Here is a 17,408-nt window from a genome sequence, read left to right as displayed (position 1 = left end):
CAGCTACCTTGTTATGATGGCTTTCTACGAGTTGTTCTTTTGAAAGGTCTTGGTGTCGGTAGATCTGTAAGTAATGCTTGAGGATCATATTGACTAACCGGAATAGCGTGATCAATTGCTTTTTCAATAGCTGGTAGGTTTTGAGAGTAACGCTCACAAGCTAATGAAATTGAATAACCTTCAGCTCCAGCACGGCCAGTACGACCAATTCGATGTCGATAATCATCACAATCATCAGGCAGATCATAATTAAAAACGTGAGTTACATTTGGAATATGTAAACCTCGTGCAGCAACATCCGTTGCAACTAATATATCAAGATCACCTTGAGTGAATTTATCAAGAATAGATAAACGTTTTTTTTGTGCTATATCACCCGTCAATAAGCCGACACGATGACCGTCAGCCACTAAATGGCGCCAAATTTTCTCACAAGCAACTTTAGTATTTGCAAATACAATACAGCGATCTGGCCATTCTTCTTCAATTAAAGTTTGTAGTAAAGCTAATTTATCCTCATTTGATGGGAAAAATAGTTCTTCTTTAATTCTATGACCAATTTTTTGTTCAGGTTCAACTTCAATATATTGTGGCTCATTCATATATTCAAAAGCAAGCTCACGAACATTATGAGTTAAAGTTGCAGAAAATAACATAGTGAGGCGTTTTTTAGGCGATGTCATATGTTTAAATATCCAACGAATATCACGGATAAAACCTAAATCAAACATACGATCTGCTTCATCAAGAACGGCAACCTGAATTGCCTCTAAGTTAATATAATCTTGTTTTGCATAATCAATTAGTCGACCAGTGGTAGCAATTAATATATCAACACCAGTAGACAACATTTTTAATTGTTTATCATAACCATCACCTCCATAAGCTAAACCTAATTTGAGGCCAGTTTGTTCTGAAAGCGTTTGTGCATCATGATAAATTTGTACCACTAATTCACGTGTTGGTGCAATAATGATAGCTCGTGGCTGATTCGGCTTATGATCGGCTAATGGATCATTATTCAATAAATGATTAAATGTTGAAGCCAAAAACGCAATCGTTTTACCCGTACCAGTTTGTCCTTGTCCTGCAATGTCAATTCCTTTTGAGGTTAATGGTAATGTTTGTTCTTGAATTGGGGTACAGTAAACGAAACCTTTTTTCTCCAATGCTTTTATAACTAATGGATGCAGGGGAAATTGATTGAAAGTTGTTTTTGTAAGATATGATTGAATCATTATTGTTTAAAGTATAATTATCAGAATTCGGCAATTGTAACATACTAAATATAACAACTTCACTAATAATTATATCCTATTATAATAATTACTAGCAGTAGATATGAAAATATCCTAATATAATTTCAGATAAATTCCTTAGGAGATAATTAAATGAGTCATAGCATTGTTTCACTTTCTGAAGCTACATTTGATAATACAATTAACGAATCAACAAAACCTGTATTAGTTGATTTTTGGGCTGAATGGTGTGGACCTTGTAAAATGGTTGCCCCTATTTTAGAGGAAATCGCTCAAGAGTATGGTGATAAAATTATTATTGCTAAATTAAACGTAGAACAAAATCCAAATATAGCGCCAAAATTTGGTATTCGTGGTATTCCAACATTATTAATTTTTAAAAATGGTGAAGTAGTAGCTACTCAAGTGGGTGCATTATCAAAAGCACAACTTAAAGCATTTATCGATCCACAACTTTAATTTGTTCAATAAATATAAATAATAAGCGTTTATAATGGCGCTTATTATTTTTATTTCCATAAAATATAATTAAAAATATAGACAGCCTTATAATTTTAGTGTAAATTGCTAAAATTCTTACAGAAACCCCTTTCAGCAATCCATTGTTTTTCTTGATAAAGTGGTGAAATTCAATATCCAATCGCGTAATTATCATCAAAAGCTAAGTAATAATTAATTTTATACATTGCTAGAAAGAGAAATTTTTAGAAGTAAATGAAAGAAATATACAACAAAAGCAGTAATTGCAAACATATCAATTTTATCCTCAAGAATTTTTAAAACTATGAATTTAACTGAATTAAAAAACACATCTGTTGCCGAGCTTGTAGCGCTTGGTGAGAAAAAAATGGGGCTTGAAAATCTTGCCCGTCTTAGAAAACAAGATATTATCTTTGCAATCTTAAAACAGCATGCTAAAAGTGGTGAAGATATTTTTGGCGACGGTGTTCTGGAGATTTTGCAAGATGGTTTTGGCTTTTTGCGTTCTGCTGATAGTTCTTATTTAGCAGGGCCTGATGATATATATGTTTCACCAAGTCAAATTAGGCGCTTTAATTTAAGAACTGGCGATACTATAGCCGGTAAAATTAGACCGCCAAAAGAAGGCGAGCGTTATTTTGCTTTATTAAAAGTAAATGAAGTTAACCACGATAAACCTGAAGATGCTCGCAATAAGATCCTTTTTGAAAACTTAACTCCTCTACATCCAAATTCTCGCTTACGTATGGAACGTGGCAATGGCTCAACCGAAGATATTACTGCAAGAGTACTTGATTTAGCCTCTCCAATCGGTAAAGGTCAACGTGGTTTGATTGTTGCGCCACCTAAAGCGGGTAAAACCATGTTACTACAAAACATTGCTCAAAGTTTAGCAGTTAATCACCCTGAGTGTGAATTAGTCGTATTGATGATCGATGAGCGACCAGAAGAAGTGACTGAAATGCAACGCCTAGTTAAAGGTGAGGTCGTGGCTTCAACGTTTGATGAACCAGCGGCAAGACATGTTCAAGTTGCCGAAATGGTAATAGAACGTGCAAAACGTTTGGTTGAGCACAAAAAAGATGTCATTATTTTATTAGACTCAATTACTCGTTTAGCGCGTGCATACAATACTGTTATTCCATCATCAGGCAAAGTATTAACTGGTGGTGTTGATGCTAATGCCTTACATCGTCCTAAGCGCTTTTTCGGTGCTGCACGTAATGTGGAAGAAGGTGGTAGTTTAACCATTATAGCGACGGCTCTAATTGATACCGGTTCTAAAATGGATGAAGTTATTTACGAAGAATTTAAAGGTACTGGTAATATGGAAGTACATTTATCGCGTAAAATTGCTGAACGCCGTGTATTTCCTGCTATTGACTTTAATCGCTCAGGTACTCGTAAAGAAGATTTAATGACTTCTCCAGACGAATTACAGAAAATGTGGATTTTACGTAAAATTCTCAATCCAATGGGCGAAATTGACGCAATGGAGTTTTTAATCGATAAACTTGCCATGACTAAAACCAATGACGAGTTTTTTGAAATGATGAAACGCTCATAATTTGTTTTATTTAAAGCAGTTTAATTAAAGTTATGAAAAAAGCCGTATTAAGTATTGATACGGCTTTTTTATGGCAGAATGTAATCTAATTATGACTAAATAATTGTGTTAATGCAGTAATATCAAACCTTATAAGGTTATAAAGATTAAATCAAGTAAAGGAGCCAAATTATGTCTAAACAACAAATCGGTGTCATCGGAATGGCCGTTATGGGGCGAAACCTAGCACTGAATATTGAAAGTCGTGGATTTTCAGTATCAATCTACAATCGCTCTAGAGACAAAACAGAAGAGGTTATAGCAGAACATTCTGATAAACGATTGGTTCCTTATTATAGTATTGAAGATTTTGTTAATTCTTTAGAAAAACCTCGCCGTATCCTAATTATGGTGCAAGCAGGTAAAGGCACTGATGCTGTCATTGATGAACTCAGACCCTTGTTAGATAAAGGTGATATTATTATTGATGGTGGTAATGCTTATTTTGAGGATACAATTCGTCGTAATAAAATGTTATCTGATGAAGGCTTTAATTTTATCGGAACAGGTGTTTCAGGTGGTGAAGAAGGCGCACTAAAAGGGCCATCAATTATGCCTGGCGGTCAAAAAGAAGCTTATGAACTTGTTGCACCAATTTTAGAAAAAATTGCAGCAAAAGCAAATGGGGAACCTTGTGTAGCTTATATAGGTCCTGATGGAGCCGGACATTATGTTAAAATGGCTCACAACGGTATTGAATATGGTGATATGCAACTAATCGCTGAAAGCTATAGTGTGTTAAAACATGTAGGTGGATTAACTAATGATGAACTTTCTGACGTTTTTTCCGATTGGAATAAAGGCGAGTTAGATAGTTATTTAACCGAAATTACCGCAGATATCTTTAAATATAAAGATGAAAATGGCGATTATTTGGTTGATAAGATTCTGGATGCGGCAGGCAATAAAGGTACTGGCAAATGGACAAGCCAAAGTGCATTAGATTTAGGTGAACCATTATCTTTAATTACTGAATCAGTTTTCGCACGTTATATTTCAGCGATTAAAGATCAACGTGTTGCAGCATCAAAAGTACTAAAAGGGCCTAGTAAAGAGGAATTTAGAGGGGATCAGCAAGCGTTAATTGAAAAAGTTCGTAAAGCGCTTTATATGGGGAAAATTATCTCTTACGCACAAGGGTTTGCTCAATTAAAGGCTGCATCAGAACATTATAACTGGCAACTAAATTATGGCGAAATTGCTAAGATTTTTAGAGCAGGTTGTATTATTCGCGCACAATTTTTACAAAAAATTACTGATGCTTATAGTGAAAATAATAATATTGATAACTTACTTTTAGCGCCATATTTTTCTAAAACTGTTGAAGCCTATCAACAATCATTGCGTGATGTAATCTGTTTAGCTGTTTCGCAAGGTATTGCTGTTCCTACACTGTCAGCTGCAATCGCATATTATGACAGTTATCGTTCAGCAGTATTGCCCGCTAATTTGATTCAAGCTCAACGAGATTATTTTGGTGCACACACTTATAAACGAATCGATAAAGAAGGTGTGTTCCATACTGATTGGTTAAATATTGAATCTTAATTTTGATTAATACCTATACTTGTTCTTATATAAGAGTGCAAAATTAATTTGCACTCTAACAAAATTTATCCATCTTTTATATCCTATTTATTCAAATTTTTTTAATGCTATTCGCCGAAAGACTTGTGATTATTGGCGTTTGCTTTGTCAAGTAAATTATTTTTTTAAAAAACTAGTAAAGCACAACATATGGTGTATAATTCAAATATATTTACTACATATAGTGTTTTCTAAAGCGATGTGAAAATCCGAGTTTATATCAAAAAGCCTCATATTTTAATAAAAAATCAATAGTATTGAATAAGTACATTAACTATTAAGGTCGATAAAAACTCATGCTAAGCGCTAACTATTAATGAATATTGAGGAGTATATATGCCCGTAGTAATCAAACGTGATGGTTGTCAGACTGCATTTAATGAGACTCGTATTAAGGATGCTATTATAAGAGCAGCTGTTGCGGCTAATGTTAATGATCCAGATTATTGTGCAGCGGTAGCTCGCGTGGTGACTAATCAAATGATGGATCGTGAAAGTGTCGATATTAATGAGATTCAAAATGTTGTTGAAAATCAACTAATGTCAGGCCCTTATAAAAAATTAGCGAGAACCTATATTGAATATCGACATGATCGCGATCGTGCTCGTGAAGAGCGTAGCCGTTTAAATCAAGATATTCGTGGGCTAATAGAACAAAGTAATGTCGCTATTTTGAATGAAAATGCGAATAAAGATAGTAAAGTTATTCCCACTCAACGTGATTTATTAGCAGGTATTGTTGCTCGACATTATGCGAAACAATATTTATTACCAAAGGATATTTCACGTGCTCATGATTGTGGTGAAATACATTATCATGACCTTGATTATGCCCCATTTTTCCCAATGTTTAACTGTATGCTAATTGATTTAGATGGCATGTTAACTAATGGTTTTAAAATGGGTAATGCTGAAATTGAACCGCCAAAATCTATTGCAACAGCAACAGCAGTAACAGCTCAAATTATTGCGCAAGTCGCTAGTCATATTTATGGTGGCACCACCATTAATCGTATTGATGAAATTTTAGCAAAATTTGTCACTATTAGTTATCAAAAACATAAGCAAGTTGCTGAAGAATGGAATATCCCAAATCCAGAGGCTTATGCAGAAAGTCGTACCCAAAAAGAGTGTTATGATGCATTTCAATCTCTAGAATATGAAGTAAATACTTTACATACGGCTAATGGACAAACTCCATTTGTTACATTTGGGTTTGGTTTAGGAACAAGTTGGGAATCACGGTTAATTCAAGAATCAATTTTAAAAGTGCGTATAAAAGGGTTAGGTAAAAATCATAAAACTGCGGTATTCCCTAAATTAGTGTTTGCCATTAAAGATGGTATTAATCACAAACAAGGTGATGCTAATTATGATATTAAACAGTTAGCGTTAGAGTGTGCAAGTAAACGTATGTATCCAGATATTTTAAACTACGATAAAGTTGTTGAAGTAACTGGATCATTTAAAACGCCAATGGGATGTCGTAGCTTTTTAGGTGTTTATGAAGAAGATGGTCAACAAATTCATGATGGACGGAATAATTTAGGTGTCATTAGTCTTAACTTACCTCGTATCGCCATTGAAGCTAAAGGTGATGAAACTCGTTTCTGGGAAATTTTAGACAAACGTTTAACACTTTGTAAAAAGGCATTGATGACTCGTATTGCTCGTCTCGATGGTGTCAAAGCTCGTGTTGCTCCTATTTTATATATGGAAGGTGCTTGTGGTGTTCGCTTAAAAGAAGATGACAATGTTTCTGAAATCTTTAAAAATGGCCGTGCATCAATTTCTTTAGGTTATATTGGTCTGCATGAAACTTTAAATGCACTTTATGGTAACCAAACTCATCCATTCGATAGTGAAACCTTACGTAATAAAGGTATAGCAATCGTTGAACATTTAGCTAAAGCGGTTGAGCAATGGAAAAAAGAGACTGGTTATGGATTTAGTTTATATAGTACACCGAGTGAAAACTTATGCGATCGATTCTGTCGTTTAGATACTTCTGAATTTGGTATTATTCCTGGAGTAACAGATAAAGGTTATTATACTAATAGTTTCCACCTTGATGTTGAGAAAAAAGTGAATCCATATGAAAAAATCGAATTTGAAAAACCTTATCCAGCAGTAGCAAGCGGTGGTTTCATCTGTTATGGCGAATACCCTAACATGATTAATAATGTTAAAGCATTAGAAGATGTGTGGGACTACAGCTATACGCGTGTACCTTATTATGGTACCAATACGCCAATTGATGAATGTTATGAATGTGGTTATACCGGTGAATTTTCATGTACTAGCAAAGGTTTTGTTTGTCCTAGCTGTGGTAATCATGATTCAGCTAAAGTTTCTGTTACTCGTCGTGTTTGTGGATATTTAGGCAGTCCCGATGCTCGTCCATTTAATGCAGGTAAACAAGAAGAAGTCAAACGCCGAGTTAAACATTTAGATAATGGGCAAATAGGCTAATAAATTATTTTATCATTATGAATTATCATCGTTATTATCCTGTTGATGTGGTTAATGGTGAAGGGACTCGTTGTGCACTTTTTGTTGCAGGCTGTATACATCAATGTCCTGGCTGTTATAACAAAAGCACATGGGGAATAAACTCTGGTAAGCCATTTACACAATCACTTGAAGATCAAATTATTAAAGATTTACAAGATACTGAAATAAAACGCCAAGGATTATCGCTTTCTGGTGGTGATCCTTTGCACCCACAAAATGTCCCTGCCATTTTAAAACTGGTCAAACGAGTAAAAAATGAGTGTGATAATAAAGATATTTGGTTATGGACAGGCTATAAGCTTGATGAATTAACCGATGCTCAACAAGCTGTAGTTCCCTATATAGATGTTTTGATTGATGGAAAATTTGTGCAAGAACTGGCTGATCCCAAACTATTATGGCGAGGCAGCAGTAATCAAATTATCCATCGATTTAAGTAAAATTATTGTGATTTATGCAAATTTAACAGATAAGAAATTGCTTCTCGATAATTGATTTCAAGGTTTTCACTACTTGATGATGTAATATGTAAGTCAGTAATCTTGCCATTATCAATCCCATAAACCCAACCATGTAAATTAACTTTTTTGCCTCTTTGCCATGCGGATTGAATAACGGTTGAATGTCCTAGATTATAAACTTGTTCAATAACATTAAGCTCACATAAAATATCTAAACGAATATCGGCAGGAAACTCACCGATTAAAGAACTATAACGGAACCATAAGTCGCGAATATGTAGTAACCAATTGTTAATTAGACCTAGATCGGGGTTTTCGACTGCAGCTTTAATTCCACCACAACCTAAGTGTCCACAAATGATAATATCTTCTATCTCAAGTACATCAACGGCATATTGCACGACAGATAAACAGTTAAGATCGGTATGGATAACCAAATTACCAACATTACGGTGAACAAATAATTCTCCGGGTTTTAATTTAATCAATTTTTCAGCGGGCACTCGACTATCAGAACAGCCAATCCATAAAAATTTTGGGTTCTGAGCAACGGCAAGCTGTTTAAAAAAATCAGGATCTTCTTGTTCTATTTTTTCTGACCATTCGTGATTAAAGCGAATAAGATCGCTAACATCAAACATAATGTCTATTCCTTGTTATATTTCATTGTTAGAAACATTTGCTAATTTTGTATTAACTAAATTGTTTTTATATGCTGAATTTTACTTTTCATTATTAACTTTCGCCATATTGGCGTAGTAAGAATTTTTGCTTTAATAATTTTGCTATATAGTTTAAAGCGTAAAGGCATTGTTTTTTGATAATAATGTTTATTAGGTTTTGCTACGCCACTATTTAATATTTTGCTAAGAATTTCAGCGCTATCAAGTGCATAACTGATACCTTCTAGCGAGCTAGCACTAATAAAACCAGCTGCTTCACCAATTAAAAATATATTTTCATTACCAGTATAAAAATCTCGGAATCGATTTGGGTAAACAACAAGACACTTTTCGGTTTTTAAAGGTTCGCCAAAAATAAAACCTTGTTGAGCTAATTTTTCTTTTAATAACTCGAAATGTTGATTGGCTGTCTTTTTAGGGAAGGCTCCACCAAAAATGAAATGTTTATTTTTGGAAATGCTCCACGCATAACAATTTGTGGTTTTATTATCAAAAATACAAGAATAAAAAGGAATTTTATGGTTGTCTGTAAACCATTGTTGGATAGCAACATATTGTCTAATAGAATGATTAGGATAGCGCATACGTCGAACAACTGAATTTGCGCCATCAGCTCCAACTACATATCTAGCGGTAATCTTATGTTCAATTTTATTTTCATCAATATAAGTGACTTGATATCCATCAATGACTCTTCTGATTTCTTTGCATAGCGTATCATGTAACACATTGACACTATTTGGTATAAGCGACTTTAACCATAGGTCGAATTTATGTCGATCAAAACTGACATAACTGCGTTGATAATTACGGATCAGTTTCGTTTGCAGATCGATGGTTTTTACGCTGAAAATTTGCGGATCAGTTAATATATCCAATGGTAAATTCAGCTTTTGTCTTACAAACGCTTTTTGTGCATCATTAGCCAATAAGCCACCACATGGTTTTTGAAAACCTTCATCACCAGCTTGATGTTTTTTATCTAATGCAATGATCTTAAAAGATGGGCTAAGTAACCGAGCGAGCGTGCTACCGGCAGGTCCAAGTCCAATGATGGCAATATCGTAATCCATATTCTTGTGTTATCTGTTTTATTTGGTTGAAAGCTGACCATTTTACCATATTCGATAAAAAGGCAGTTAATAGTAAAATCGAAGATTTAGTCGATTTTACTAAAAAATTTTGAGGAAAGGGGTTTTTTAGTCGATTTTAATTAATTGTGATCAGTTAATTTGCTACCGTCTGTAAAAATTCCTTATTTAACTCATCAAATGGTAAAGTTCGACTAATCACAACTAAGCGAGATATTTTTTCGGAAGCTTGTTGCCATGGAGAACCGTAATCAAAACCGACAATTTTATGGACTCCTTGAACAATGAGCCTTTGGTTATTGTCTTTAATTGCAAGTATTCCTTTATAGCGGAGCATATCATTGCCATATTTTTCAACTAGATTTTCCATAAATGAGCCAATCTTTTTAAGATCAAGTTCTCCAGCTTCAAAAAGATAGGAACAGATATCATCATTCCAGGATGAGGTTTGATATGGAATTATTTTAAAAATAGTTTCTAACTGTTTGGACGGATTAACAATAAAAAAACCTTTATTAAGAACTAATTCCTCATCTAAATCAAAAGCATGGATATCTAACCATTGTGATTTTGCAATTTTACCATTAATCGCTTGATAGATAGTTGCTTTACTATTAATTTTCTGAATGCGATTTAGAATTTCAATTTGTTGTTGTTCGGTGATGCAGTCGGTTTTAGATAAAATAATACGATCGGCAAAACCAATTTGAGAAACAGCAACTCGATGTTCATTTAAATGTTGCAAAATATGTTGAGAATCAACAATCGTAATAATTGCATCTAGCCTAATGGTTTCTCTAATTAGCTCATCAATAAAAAAAGTTTGAATAATAGGTGCCGGGTCGGCAAGCCCAGTGGTTTCAATAATAAGTCTATCAAATTGCAATTTACCAGCTTGTCTTTCTGTGTGCAATTGATGGAGAGCTTTGGTCAATTCTCCTTGCACAGTACAACAAATGCAACCATTGGTCATTTCAACAATTTGAATATCCTGATTCGGTGTAAGTAAGTTGCTATCAAGATTTACTGGACCAAATTCATTTTCAATAATCATTATTTTTTCATTGTGATTATTTTCAAGCAGGTAATTGATGAGTGTTGTTTTTCCTGAGCCGAGAAAACCAGTTAATAAGGTGACTGGTAATAAGGAAGTACTAATATCTTGTGTCATAAACTATTCCTTTCTATTTAACAACACTTAAAGCCACCTTTACCACTATAACGAGCATCTTGTCGTTCTTTAAAAAACTCTTCATAAGTCATTGGCGTTTGTTCTGGATGAGTTAGTTTCATATGTTGTACATACGTATCGTAATCGGGAATTCCAACCATTAGTTTGGCTGCTTGACCTAAATATTTTCCAGCTTTAGCGATTGAGTCAAACATATTTATCTCTTTTATTAAACAAAGCAGTTAAAATTATTTTATTTTTAAACAGTTGATATTTTCAAAGATATCAATCTCACTATAAATGTCGATGTGAAGTGAGTCAATCTCTGATTAACAATAATTTTAATCTAAATTATTAAATAAAATTTAGGAAAAATAAAAGAGGTATATCAAATCCTTGAAATTGTGTTGAGTTGTTTTAGTGAAGATAAATTAGTCATTATATTTTGGCAAAATTCATTTATCTATTGATAAATAACTTCTATAATAACGACCATTTAAAATGAATAAGAGTTAACAATGGAAAAGTTTCACGTTACTGGCCCTACTTCTTTAAATGGTGAAGTTGTCATTTCTGGCGCTAAAAATGCTGCGCTACCTATTTTATTTGCTGCAATTTTGGCAGAAAAACCAGTTGAGCTGCAAAATGTTCCCAAATTAAAAGATATCGATACAACACTCGAATTGCTTGCGCAATTAGGCGTGAAATACCAACGTAACGGTTCTATTCATCTTGATGCTGGCCAAATTGACAATTATTGTGCACCTTATGAACTCGTCAAAACCATGAGAGCATCAATTTGGGCTTTAGGTCCATTGGTTGCTCGATTTGGGCAAGGGCAAGTTTCATTACCGGGTGGATGTGCAATAGGAGCAAGACCTGTAGATTTGCATATTACTGGTTTACAACAGTTAGGTGCGACAATCACTTTAGATGAAGGATATGTTAAAGCAACAGTTAATGGCCGTTTAAAAGGTGCTCATATTGTTATGGATAAGGTGAGTGTTGGGGCGACAGTAACAATTATGTGCGCAGCAACCTTAGCTGAAGGTAAAACTATAATAGAAAATGCAGCTTGTGAGCCTGAAATTGTTGATACCGCAAAATTCTTAAATATGCTGGGCGCTAAAATTACTGGTGTTGGCACTATGCGTATTGAAATTGAAGGTGTTAATAGTCTGGGTGGTGGTGTACACGAGGTTGTTTCTGATCGTATTGAAACAGGAACATTTTTGGTTGCGGCCGCTATTTCAAGAGGTAAAATAACTTGTCGTAAAACTGATCCAAATTTATTAGATGCTGTGCTATCAAAATTGAAGGAAGCTGGTGCTAATATTGAAACAGGTGATGATTGGATCTGTTTAGATATGCAAGGCAAACGAGCAAAAGCTGTAAATATTCATACTGCACCACATCCGGGATTCCCAACGGATATGCAAGCCCAGTTTTCATTATTAAATATGGTGGCAGAAGGAACTGGAATTATCAAAGAAACAATTTTTGAAAATCGCTTTATGCATGTGCCAGAGCTTATTCGTATGGGGGCGCATGGTGAAATCGAAGGTAATACATTAATTACTCATGGAGTCGAAAAACTTAGTGGTACTCAAGTTATGGCGACTGATTTACGAGCTTCAGCAAGTTTAGTTTTAGCTGGATGTATCGCTGAAGGTTCGACAGTTGTTGATCGTATTTACCATATTGACCGTGGATATGATAATATTGAAGAGAAGCTTAGAAAATTGGGCGCTAATATCGAACGAGTAAAATAGTTTTAATTTTTGACGCTGTTTAAACACAGCTATTAGATAAAAAGGAGTATAACATGACAAAGCAAGCATTAGTATTTTTATCAAATGGCTGTGAGGAAACCGAAGCAGTCACAACTATTGACCTATTAACTCGAGCCGGAATAAATGTCACTTACGCTAGCATAACCGAAGATAGACAAATTAAATGTTCTCGTGGAGTAACAATCTTAGCCCAAAAGGTATTTTCAGAAGTTAATAATCTTGAATTTGATGTGATTATTTTACCTGGTGGATTAAAAGGAGCGGAAAACTTTCGCGACTCCCAACAATTAATTGAAAAATTAAAACAAGCACATCAAGCTGGCAATATAATTGCTGCTATTTGTGCATCTCCGGCAATGGTTCTGCAACATCATAATTTATTTCCAGATGCATATATGACCGGTTATCCAGAAACGAGAGATGCTTTTAAACATTGGAAATCGGATAGAGTTTATTTTGATGCACAAAATAGAGTCATTACCAGTCAAGGTCCTGCAACGTCTATTGATTTTGCATTGAAAATTATTGAAATTCTATTAGATAAAAAGGCTGCAGCTCAAGTTGCTGCACAGCTAGTTCTACCACAAGGAATCGCATCCTACCAATAAATAGGTAACAAATGTCAAAATCACATTTGTACGAAAAGTTAATTAAAAGGGCTACATTAAGTGCCGTTTTAATTTCTGTTTTCCTAATTATTATAAAATTACTTACGTGCTGGTTTACTGGCTCGATGAGTTTATTTGCCTCTCTTTTAGATTCGAGTATTGATTTATTGGCATCTGGACTTAACTTTTTCTTAGTTCGTTATGCATTAAAACCGGCTGATGATGATCATACTTTTGGTCACGGAAAAGCCGAATCGTTGGCTGCATTAGCACAAAGCACCTTTATTATTGGTTCTGCAACTATTTTATTACTTTCAAGTATTAAATCTATTATTCATCCAGAAGCAATAGCTTCACCTTTATTAGGTATTGCTGTCTCTGTGATTTCAGTTATTGTGACAGGGGTATTAGTTTTATACCAAAAACATGTAATAAAACAGACTAAAAGCAAAGCAATTGAAGCTGATATGTTGCACTATTCTTCTGATATGTTTATGAATATTGCGGTTATTGTGGCTCTCTTTTTAAGTTGGTATGGTATTACTTATGCTGATGCCTGTTTTGCCTTTTTTATTGCGCTATATATTTTTTATAATGCTTATCAAATAGCTTATAGTGCAATTCAAGACTTATTAGATAAAGCCTTACCAGAAAGTGATAACCAAAAAATTAGTGAAATTGTTACTTCATACTCAAATGTACATGGTTTTCATGATCTGAAAACTCGACAAGCTGGGCCATTAAAATTTATACAATTGCATCTTGAATTAGACGATGATATGCCTTTAATCAAAGCGCATGCTGTCGCTGATGCAGTTGAAAAACATATTGCTCAAGAATTTGCGCCTGCAACAGTGATTATTCATCAAGATCCTGTTTCTGTTGTCCCCTTAGAAATGAATAAGTAGATAAACTAATCAAAATAGCCTCTAAACTTTTATTGTTAGTTAATTATTATGACCTTATAATAGCCGAAGGTTTATATATTGGAGTTATTTTGTATGATAAAAAAAATAGGTATTTTAACCAGTGGTGGTGATGCGCCAGGGATGAATGCAGCTATTCGAGGTGTTGTGAGAACCGCATTAACTGAAGGATTAGATGTTTTTGGCATTTATGATGGTTATTTAGGTCTGTGTGAAGATCGAATCGTTCAGTTAGATCGTTCTAGCGTTTCTGATATTATTACTCGTGGCGGTACATTCTTAGGATCAGCTAGATTTCCTGAATTTAAAGATCCAGAAGTTAGAAAAAAAGCGATCGCTAATTTAAAGAAACATCAAATTGATGCATTAGTTGTAATTGGTGGTGATGGCTCTTATATGGGTGCTATGCGCTTAACAGAAGAAGGTTTTCCATGTATCGGTTTACCTGGTACCATTGATAACGATATTCGAGGGACTGACTACACTATTGGGTATTTTACTGCACTAAGCACTGCTGTAGAATCTATCGATAGATTAAGAGATACTTGTTCTTCACATCATAGAATTTCTGTGATTGAAATCATGGGCCGTGATTGCGGAGATTTGACACTAAATGCGGCAGTTGCTGGTGGTTGTGAGTTTATGATTATCCCTGAGGTTTCTTATACTAAAGAAGACTTAATTGAAGAGATAAAATTAGGTTTTGCTAAAGGTAAAAAACATGCGATAGTTACTGTGACTGAAAATATGTGTGATGTAAACCAATTGGCAAAGGATATTGAAGCTGCTGTTCATCATGAAACTCGAGCAACGATTTTGGGACATGTACAACGTGGTGGTTCACCAGTACCTTATGACCGAATTTTAGGTTCGCGCATGGGGGCTTATGCTGTTGAATTACTTATTAATGGTCATGCTGGACGTTGTGTAGGCATCCAAAATGGTAAATTAGTGCATCATGATATTATCGATGCGATTAATAATATGAAAAGACCATTTGATATGGATCTTTATAATACTGCAAAACGTTTATTCTAAAAATTGCTCTATTAATAATCAAATAAGATGTGGATAATTGATAAGATTAAGGTTTTAAATAGATATATCAATTATCCACCCTATTGATCTTATAAAGATTTTTTTATTAATAAATTTCTATAATTTTCTAGTCATGGTTCATTAATTTCGATAAAAATTTGAGGTTTTTATGACATTACAATATAAGCAAGAAGATGACCGTTTTTATGTTTGTAATGATAATAATCAAGAAATAGCTGAAATGACATTTACTCGAATTGGTGATGATAAGGCAACGATTAATCATACATATACTGATCCTGCTTATCGAGGGCATGGTATTGCAGACAAGTTACTTGAACTTGTCGTTAAAAAATTACAGCAAGAAAAGCGTGAAATTATACCTTTATGTTCGTTTGCTAAAAATAAATTAAATAATTAATTAAAATCAGTTTTATATATAGATCTTTTGTAATCCTCTCCAGCTTTTGTCAAGAAATATTTTATTGTTTTTCTATAATAATCCTAGTTTTTATTAGCAGATTTTATGCTAATGTATGCTAAATTTTCTTCGTTAAATTTAGTGTGTTAAAATGGCAACAGTCAAACCTCAAAAAATCCACTCTATCCATGTATTACGTGGCGTAGCTATCATTATGATCGTCTTTAGCCATTGCTTAGGTGTTTTTAAAAATAGTAATTTAATCGCTAATAGTTATTTATTTTCTTTTTTGAATTTATTTGCTTTTAACTTCACCACTTTTTTTGTTTTAATTGCGGGTTTTTTATTTCAACATTTAACATACAAATATAAGGTAAAGGAATATTATTTATCTAAATTCAAAACAGTTGTATGTCCATATATATCAGTATCAATATTCTGTTTTTTATACTTTCACTATCAGTCTTTATCTAGCTTACCTTTTTTTTCATCTACTGAACCGAGTGCGCTTGGTTCTATTGTCAAGATGATGTTGACTGGCACGCAACTGTTACCATTGTGGTTTATGCCGATGATTATCATGATTTTTGCAATCAGTCCTTTACTATATTCCTGGTCTCAAAAAAGTTTGATTGTTATTGGTCTGATATCAATGTTTTGGGTAGTTATGTTCACTAAACCTGATTATACCCGGCCGTTATTAAATTTGTTGCATTATGGACCGGTTTATTTAACGGGTATGATGATAAAACAGAATTATGAAAAAATTATGCAATTAGTTAAAGATAATCTATTGCTAGTAATTTTCTTTTTTGGTTTATGTTTTTGTATTCCATTTGCTTATCGTTATGTTGACTATTTAGGTGTTGAAAAACTTTATTATGATACATTACAAAAAATTATTTTATTTATTTTAGCGCTTTATTTTTTAGATGGTTTAAACCATAAGAATGAACATGGAAGAACATATAAGTTTTTTTCATATATGGCCAATATAAGTTTTCCAATTTACTTTATTCATGAAATTATCGTGTTACTTTTGGAACAACAAGTATTTAATTCACCAATAGCAGATGTAATTAGAACTGATGACGGACAATTAGCTTCACTTGGTGCAATTAGCTTTTTAATATCTACATTAACGATAAGTATCATTATAGCTAATCTGATAAAATGGGTATTTAAAGATAAAGCAAAATATTTAATTGGCGGTAATCGTTAAAATAAAATTGCTATTGAAAGAGAAAAAATAGTTTTTTTATTTTTTGGATGTTGAAAAATGTGACTTATAGCAAAGTTTTGTTTTTTATTATGTTTATAATAATTGCTGGGGAAATATTATAAATATACCAATATGAGTATTGAACAAATAAAAAACAAACGGAATCGTGATTGCAATTTTTCACTTGCCAAAAAAAATGAAGTGCCTATAATGCGCATCCACTGACACGGCGTCAGCGACAAGCAGACAAAACCAGTGTTAGTGAGCAAGATCAAAAATTTTAAAAAAAGATCTTGACGAATGAAAAGGTGTAGCGTAGTATACGCAGCCCTTGAGACAGCAAACTGAAACAAGAAATTGTGAAGTAAATTAAAAAGCTGTCAGCTCTTTAAAAAGAAGAAACAGACAATCTGTGTGGGCACTTGCGAGACGAAAAATTAAAAGTCTACGGACTAAAAAAATTAAGTCTTGATAAGTGACACTGAAGATTCATTTGAATAATGTCAGAGACAGTTATTGAGCATCAAACTTTAAATTGAAGAGTTTGA

General features: G+C 33.7%; 16 protein-coding genes. 11 read left to right on the top strand and 5 right to left on the bottom strand.

What is annotated here, in order from left to right; all coding sequences use genetic code 11:
• Window positions 1–11: 11 nt before the first annotated feature.
• Complete coding sequence (rhlB, locus tag H3T54_RS04360; protein ID WP_198221166.1) at window positions 12–1,238, bottom strand: ATP-dependent RNA helicase RhlB; 1,227 nt, start codon at window positions 1,236–1,238, stop codon at window positions 12–14.
• 153 nt (window positions 1,239–1,391) lie between these two features.
• Between rhlB and trxA the strand changes: the two genes are divergently transcribed.
• The 5 genes from trxA (at window position 1,392) to nrdG (ending at window position 7,886) form a co-directional block, all read left to right on the top strand.
• Window positions 1,392–1,718: a thioredoxin TrxA gene (gene trxA, locus H3T54_RS04355; RefSeq protein ID WP_198201625.1), complete on the top strand. Its 327-nt coding sequence runs from the start codon at window positions 1,392–1,394 to the stop codon at window positions 1,716–1,718.
• A 325-nt stretch (window positions 1,719–2,043) separates the two neighbouring features.
• A complete protein-coding gene (rho, locus tag H3T54_RS04350; protein ID WP_065577819.1) occupies window positions 2,044–3,306 on the top strand; it encodes a transcription termination factor Rho in 1,263 nt (420 codons plus the stop codon).
• A 171-nt stretch (window positions 3,307–3,477) separates the two neighbouring features.
• On the top strand, window positions 3,478–4,893 hold the full coding sequence (gene gndA, locus H3T54_RS04345) for an NADP-dependent phosphogluconate dehydrogenase (RefSeq protein ID WP_198221164.1): 1,416 nt from the start codon (window positions 3,478–3,480) through the stop codon (window positions 4,891–4,893).
• A gap of 375 nt (window positions 4,894–5,268) precedes the next feature.
• Window positions 5,269–7,404, top strand: a complete 2,136-nt coding sequence (gene nrdD / locus H3T54_RS04340) for an anaerobic ribonucleoside-triphosphate reductase (protein ID WP_198221162.1) — start codon at window positions 5,269–5,271, stop codon at window positions 7,402–7,404.
• 17 nt (window positions 7,405–7,421) lie between these two features.
• The gene (gene nrdG / locus H3T54_RS04335) at window positions 7,422–7,886 is read left to right on the top strand and encodes an anaerobic ribonucleoside-triphosphate reductase-activating protein (protein ID WP_086359305.1); all 465 of its coding nucleotides are present in this window, start codon (window positions 7,422–7,424) and stop codon (window positions 7,884–7,886) included.
• A gap of 2 nt (window positions 7,887–7,888) precedes the next feature.
• On the opposite strand, the gene can is transcribed toward nrdG, so the two are convergent.
• The 4 genes from can to H3T54_RS04315 all read right to left on the bottom strand — a co-directional run bounded on the left by can (window position 7,889) and on the right by H3T54_RS04315 (window position 11,067).
• A complete protein-coding gene (gene can, locus H3T54_RS04330) occupies window positions 7,889–8,548 on the bottom strand; it encodes a carbonate dehydratase (protein ID WP_086321232.1) in 660 nt (219 codons plus the stop codon).
• Between the two features lie 56 nt (window positions 8,549–8,604).
• Entirely contained in the window at window positions 8,605–9,663 is a 1,059-nt protein-coding gene (locus tag H3T54_RS04325; RefSeq protein ID WP_110447038.1) for an FAD-binding protein, read from the bottom strand.
• Window positions 9,664–9,817: 154 nt separating this feature from the next.
• A complete protein-coding gene (locus tag H3T54_RS04320) occupies window positions 9,818–10,852 on the bottom strand; it encodes a GTP-binding protein (RefSeq protein WP_198221161.1) in 1,035 nt (344 codons plus the stop codon).
• Between the two features lie 17 nt (window positions 10,853–10,869).
• Window positions 10,870–11,067 carry a YbdD/YjiX family protein gene (locus H3T54_RS04315; RefSeq protein WP_034883017.1) on the bottom strand — a complete coding sequence of 66 codons (198 nt, stop codon included), beginning with the start codon at window positions 11,065–11,067 and terminating at the stop codon, window positions 10,870–10,872.
• 303 nt (window positions 11,068–11,370) lie between these two features.
• Here H3T54_RS04315 and murA point away from each other — a divergent pair, with 303 nt between their 5' ends.
• From murA to H3T54_RS04285, 6 genes are all read left to right on the top strand, one after another.
• Window positions 11,371–12,624, top strand: a complete 1,254-nt coding sequence (gene murA, locus H3T54_RS04310) for a UDP-N-acetylglucosamine 1-carboxyvinyltransferase (RefSeq protein ID WP_198221159.1) — start codon at window positions 11,371–11,373, stop codon at window positions 12,622–12,624.
• A gap of 53 nt (window positions 12,625–12,677) precedes the next feature.
• Window positions 12,678–13,253: a DJ-1 family glyoxalase III gene (locus H3T54_RS04305; RefSeq protein WP_198221157.1), complete on the top strand. Its 576-nt coding sequence runs from the start codon at window positions 12,678–12,680 to the stop codon at window positions 13,251–13,253.
• A gap of 11 nt (window positions 13,254–13,264) precedes the next feature.
• A complete protein-coding gene (locus H3T54_RS04300; protein ID WP_086364378.1) occupies window positions 13,265–14,161 on the top strand; it encodes a cation diffusion facilitator family transporter in 897 nt (298 codons plus the stop codon).
• A gap of 93 nt (window positions 14,162–14,254) precedes the next feature.
• Window positions 14,255–15,217 (top strand): 6-phosphofructokinase, encoded by a 963-nt coding sequence (gene pfkA / locus H3T54_RS04295; RefSeq protein ID WP_198221155.1) that lies wholly within the window; start codon window positions 14,255–14,257, stop codon window positions 15,215–15,217.
• Window positions 15,218–15,386: 169 nt separating this feature from the next.
• The gene (locus tag H3T54_RS04290; protein ID WP_110447043.1) at window positions 15,387–15,638 is read left to right on the top strand and encodes a GNAT family N-acetyltransferase; all 252 of its coding nucleotides are present in this window, start codon (window positions 15,387–15,389) and stop codon (window positions 15,636–15,638) included.
• Between the two features lie 151 nt (window positions 15,639–15,789).
• Window positions 15,790–16,860: an acyltransferase gene (locus H3T54_RS04285; protein ID WP_198201618.1), complete on the top strand. Its 1,071-nt coding sequence runs from the start codon at window positions 15,790–15,792 to the stop codon at window positions 16,858–16,860.
• Window positions 16,861–17,408 lie beyond the last annotated feature (548 nt).

This window comes from Gilliamella sp. B14384G10, from assembly GCF_016101685.1.
In the GTDB taxonomy this organism is placed as follows: domain Bacteria; phylum Pseudomonadota; class Gammaproteobacteria; order Enterobacterales; family Orbaceae; genus Gilliamella; species Gilliamella apis_A.
This window is presented reverse-complemented; position numbering and strand designations above follow the sequence as displayed.

Bases quoted from the DNA above. Each gene is read 5' to 3' on its own strand.
- rhlB (WP_198221166.1), bottom strand. From the start codon at position 1,238: ATGATTCAATCATATCTTACAAAAACAACTTTCAATCAATTTCCCCTG.
- trxA (WP_198201625.1), top strand. From the start codon at position 1,392: ATGAGTCATAGCATTGTTTCACTTTCTGAAGCTACATTTGATAATACA.
- rho (WP_065577819.1), top strand. From the start codon at position 2,044: ATGAATTTAACTGAATTAAAAAACACATCTGTTGCCGAGCTTGTAGCG.
- gndA (WP_198221164.1), top strand. From the start codon at position 3,478: ATGTCTAAACAACAAATCGGTGTCATCGGAATGGCCGTTATGGGGCGA.
- nrdD (WP_198221162.1), top strand. From the start codon at position 5,269: ATGCCCGTAGTAATCAAACGTGATGGTTGTCAGACTGCATTTAATGAG.
- nrdG (WP_086359305.1), top strand. From the start codon at position 7,422: ATGAATTATCATCGTTATTATCCTGTTGATGTGGTTAATGGTGAAGGG.
- can (WP_086321232.1), bottom strand. From the start codon at position 8,548: ATGTTTGATGTTAGCGATCTTATTCGCTTTAATCACGAATGGTCAGAA.
- H3T54_RS04325 (WP_110447038.1), bottom strand. From the start codon at position 9,663: ATGGATTACGATATTGCCATCATTGGACTTGGACCTGCCGGTAGCACG.
- H3T54_RS04320 (WP_198221161.1), bottom strand. From the start codon at position 10,852: ATGACACAAGATATTAGTACTTCCTTATTACCAGTCACCTTATTAACT.
- H3T54_RS04315 (WP_034883017.1), bottom strand. From the start codon at position 11,067: ATGTTTGACTCAATCGCTAAAGCTGGAAAATATTTAGGTCAAGCAGCC.
- murA (WP_198221159.1), top strand. From the start codon at position 11,371: ATGGAAAAGTTTCACGTTACTGGCCCTACTTCTTTAAATGGTGAAGTT.
- H3T54_RS04305 (WP_198221157.1), top strand. From the start codon at position 12,678: ATGACAAAGCAAGCATTAGTATTTTTATCAAATGGCTGTGAGGAAACC.
- H3T54_RS04300 (WP_086364378.1), top strand. From the start codon at position 13,265: ATGTCAAAATCACATTTGTACGAAAAGTTAATTAAAAGGGCTACATTA.
- pfkA (WP_198221155.1), top strand. From the start codon at position 14,255: ATGATAAAAAAAATAGGTATTTTAACCAGTGGTGGTGATGCGCCAGGG.
- H3T54_RS04290 (WP_110447043.1), top strand. From the start codon at position 15,387: ATGACATTACAATATAAGCAAGAAGATGACCGTTTTTATGTTTGTAAT.
- H3T54_RS04285 (WP_198201618.1), top strand. From the start codon at position 15,790: ATGGCAACAGTCAAACCTCAAAAAATCCACTCTATCCATGTATTACGT.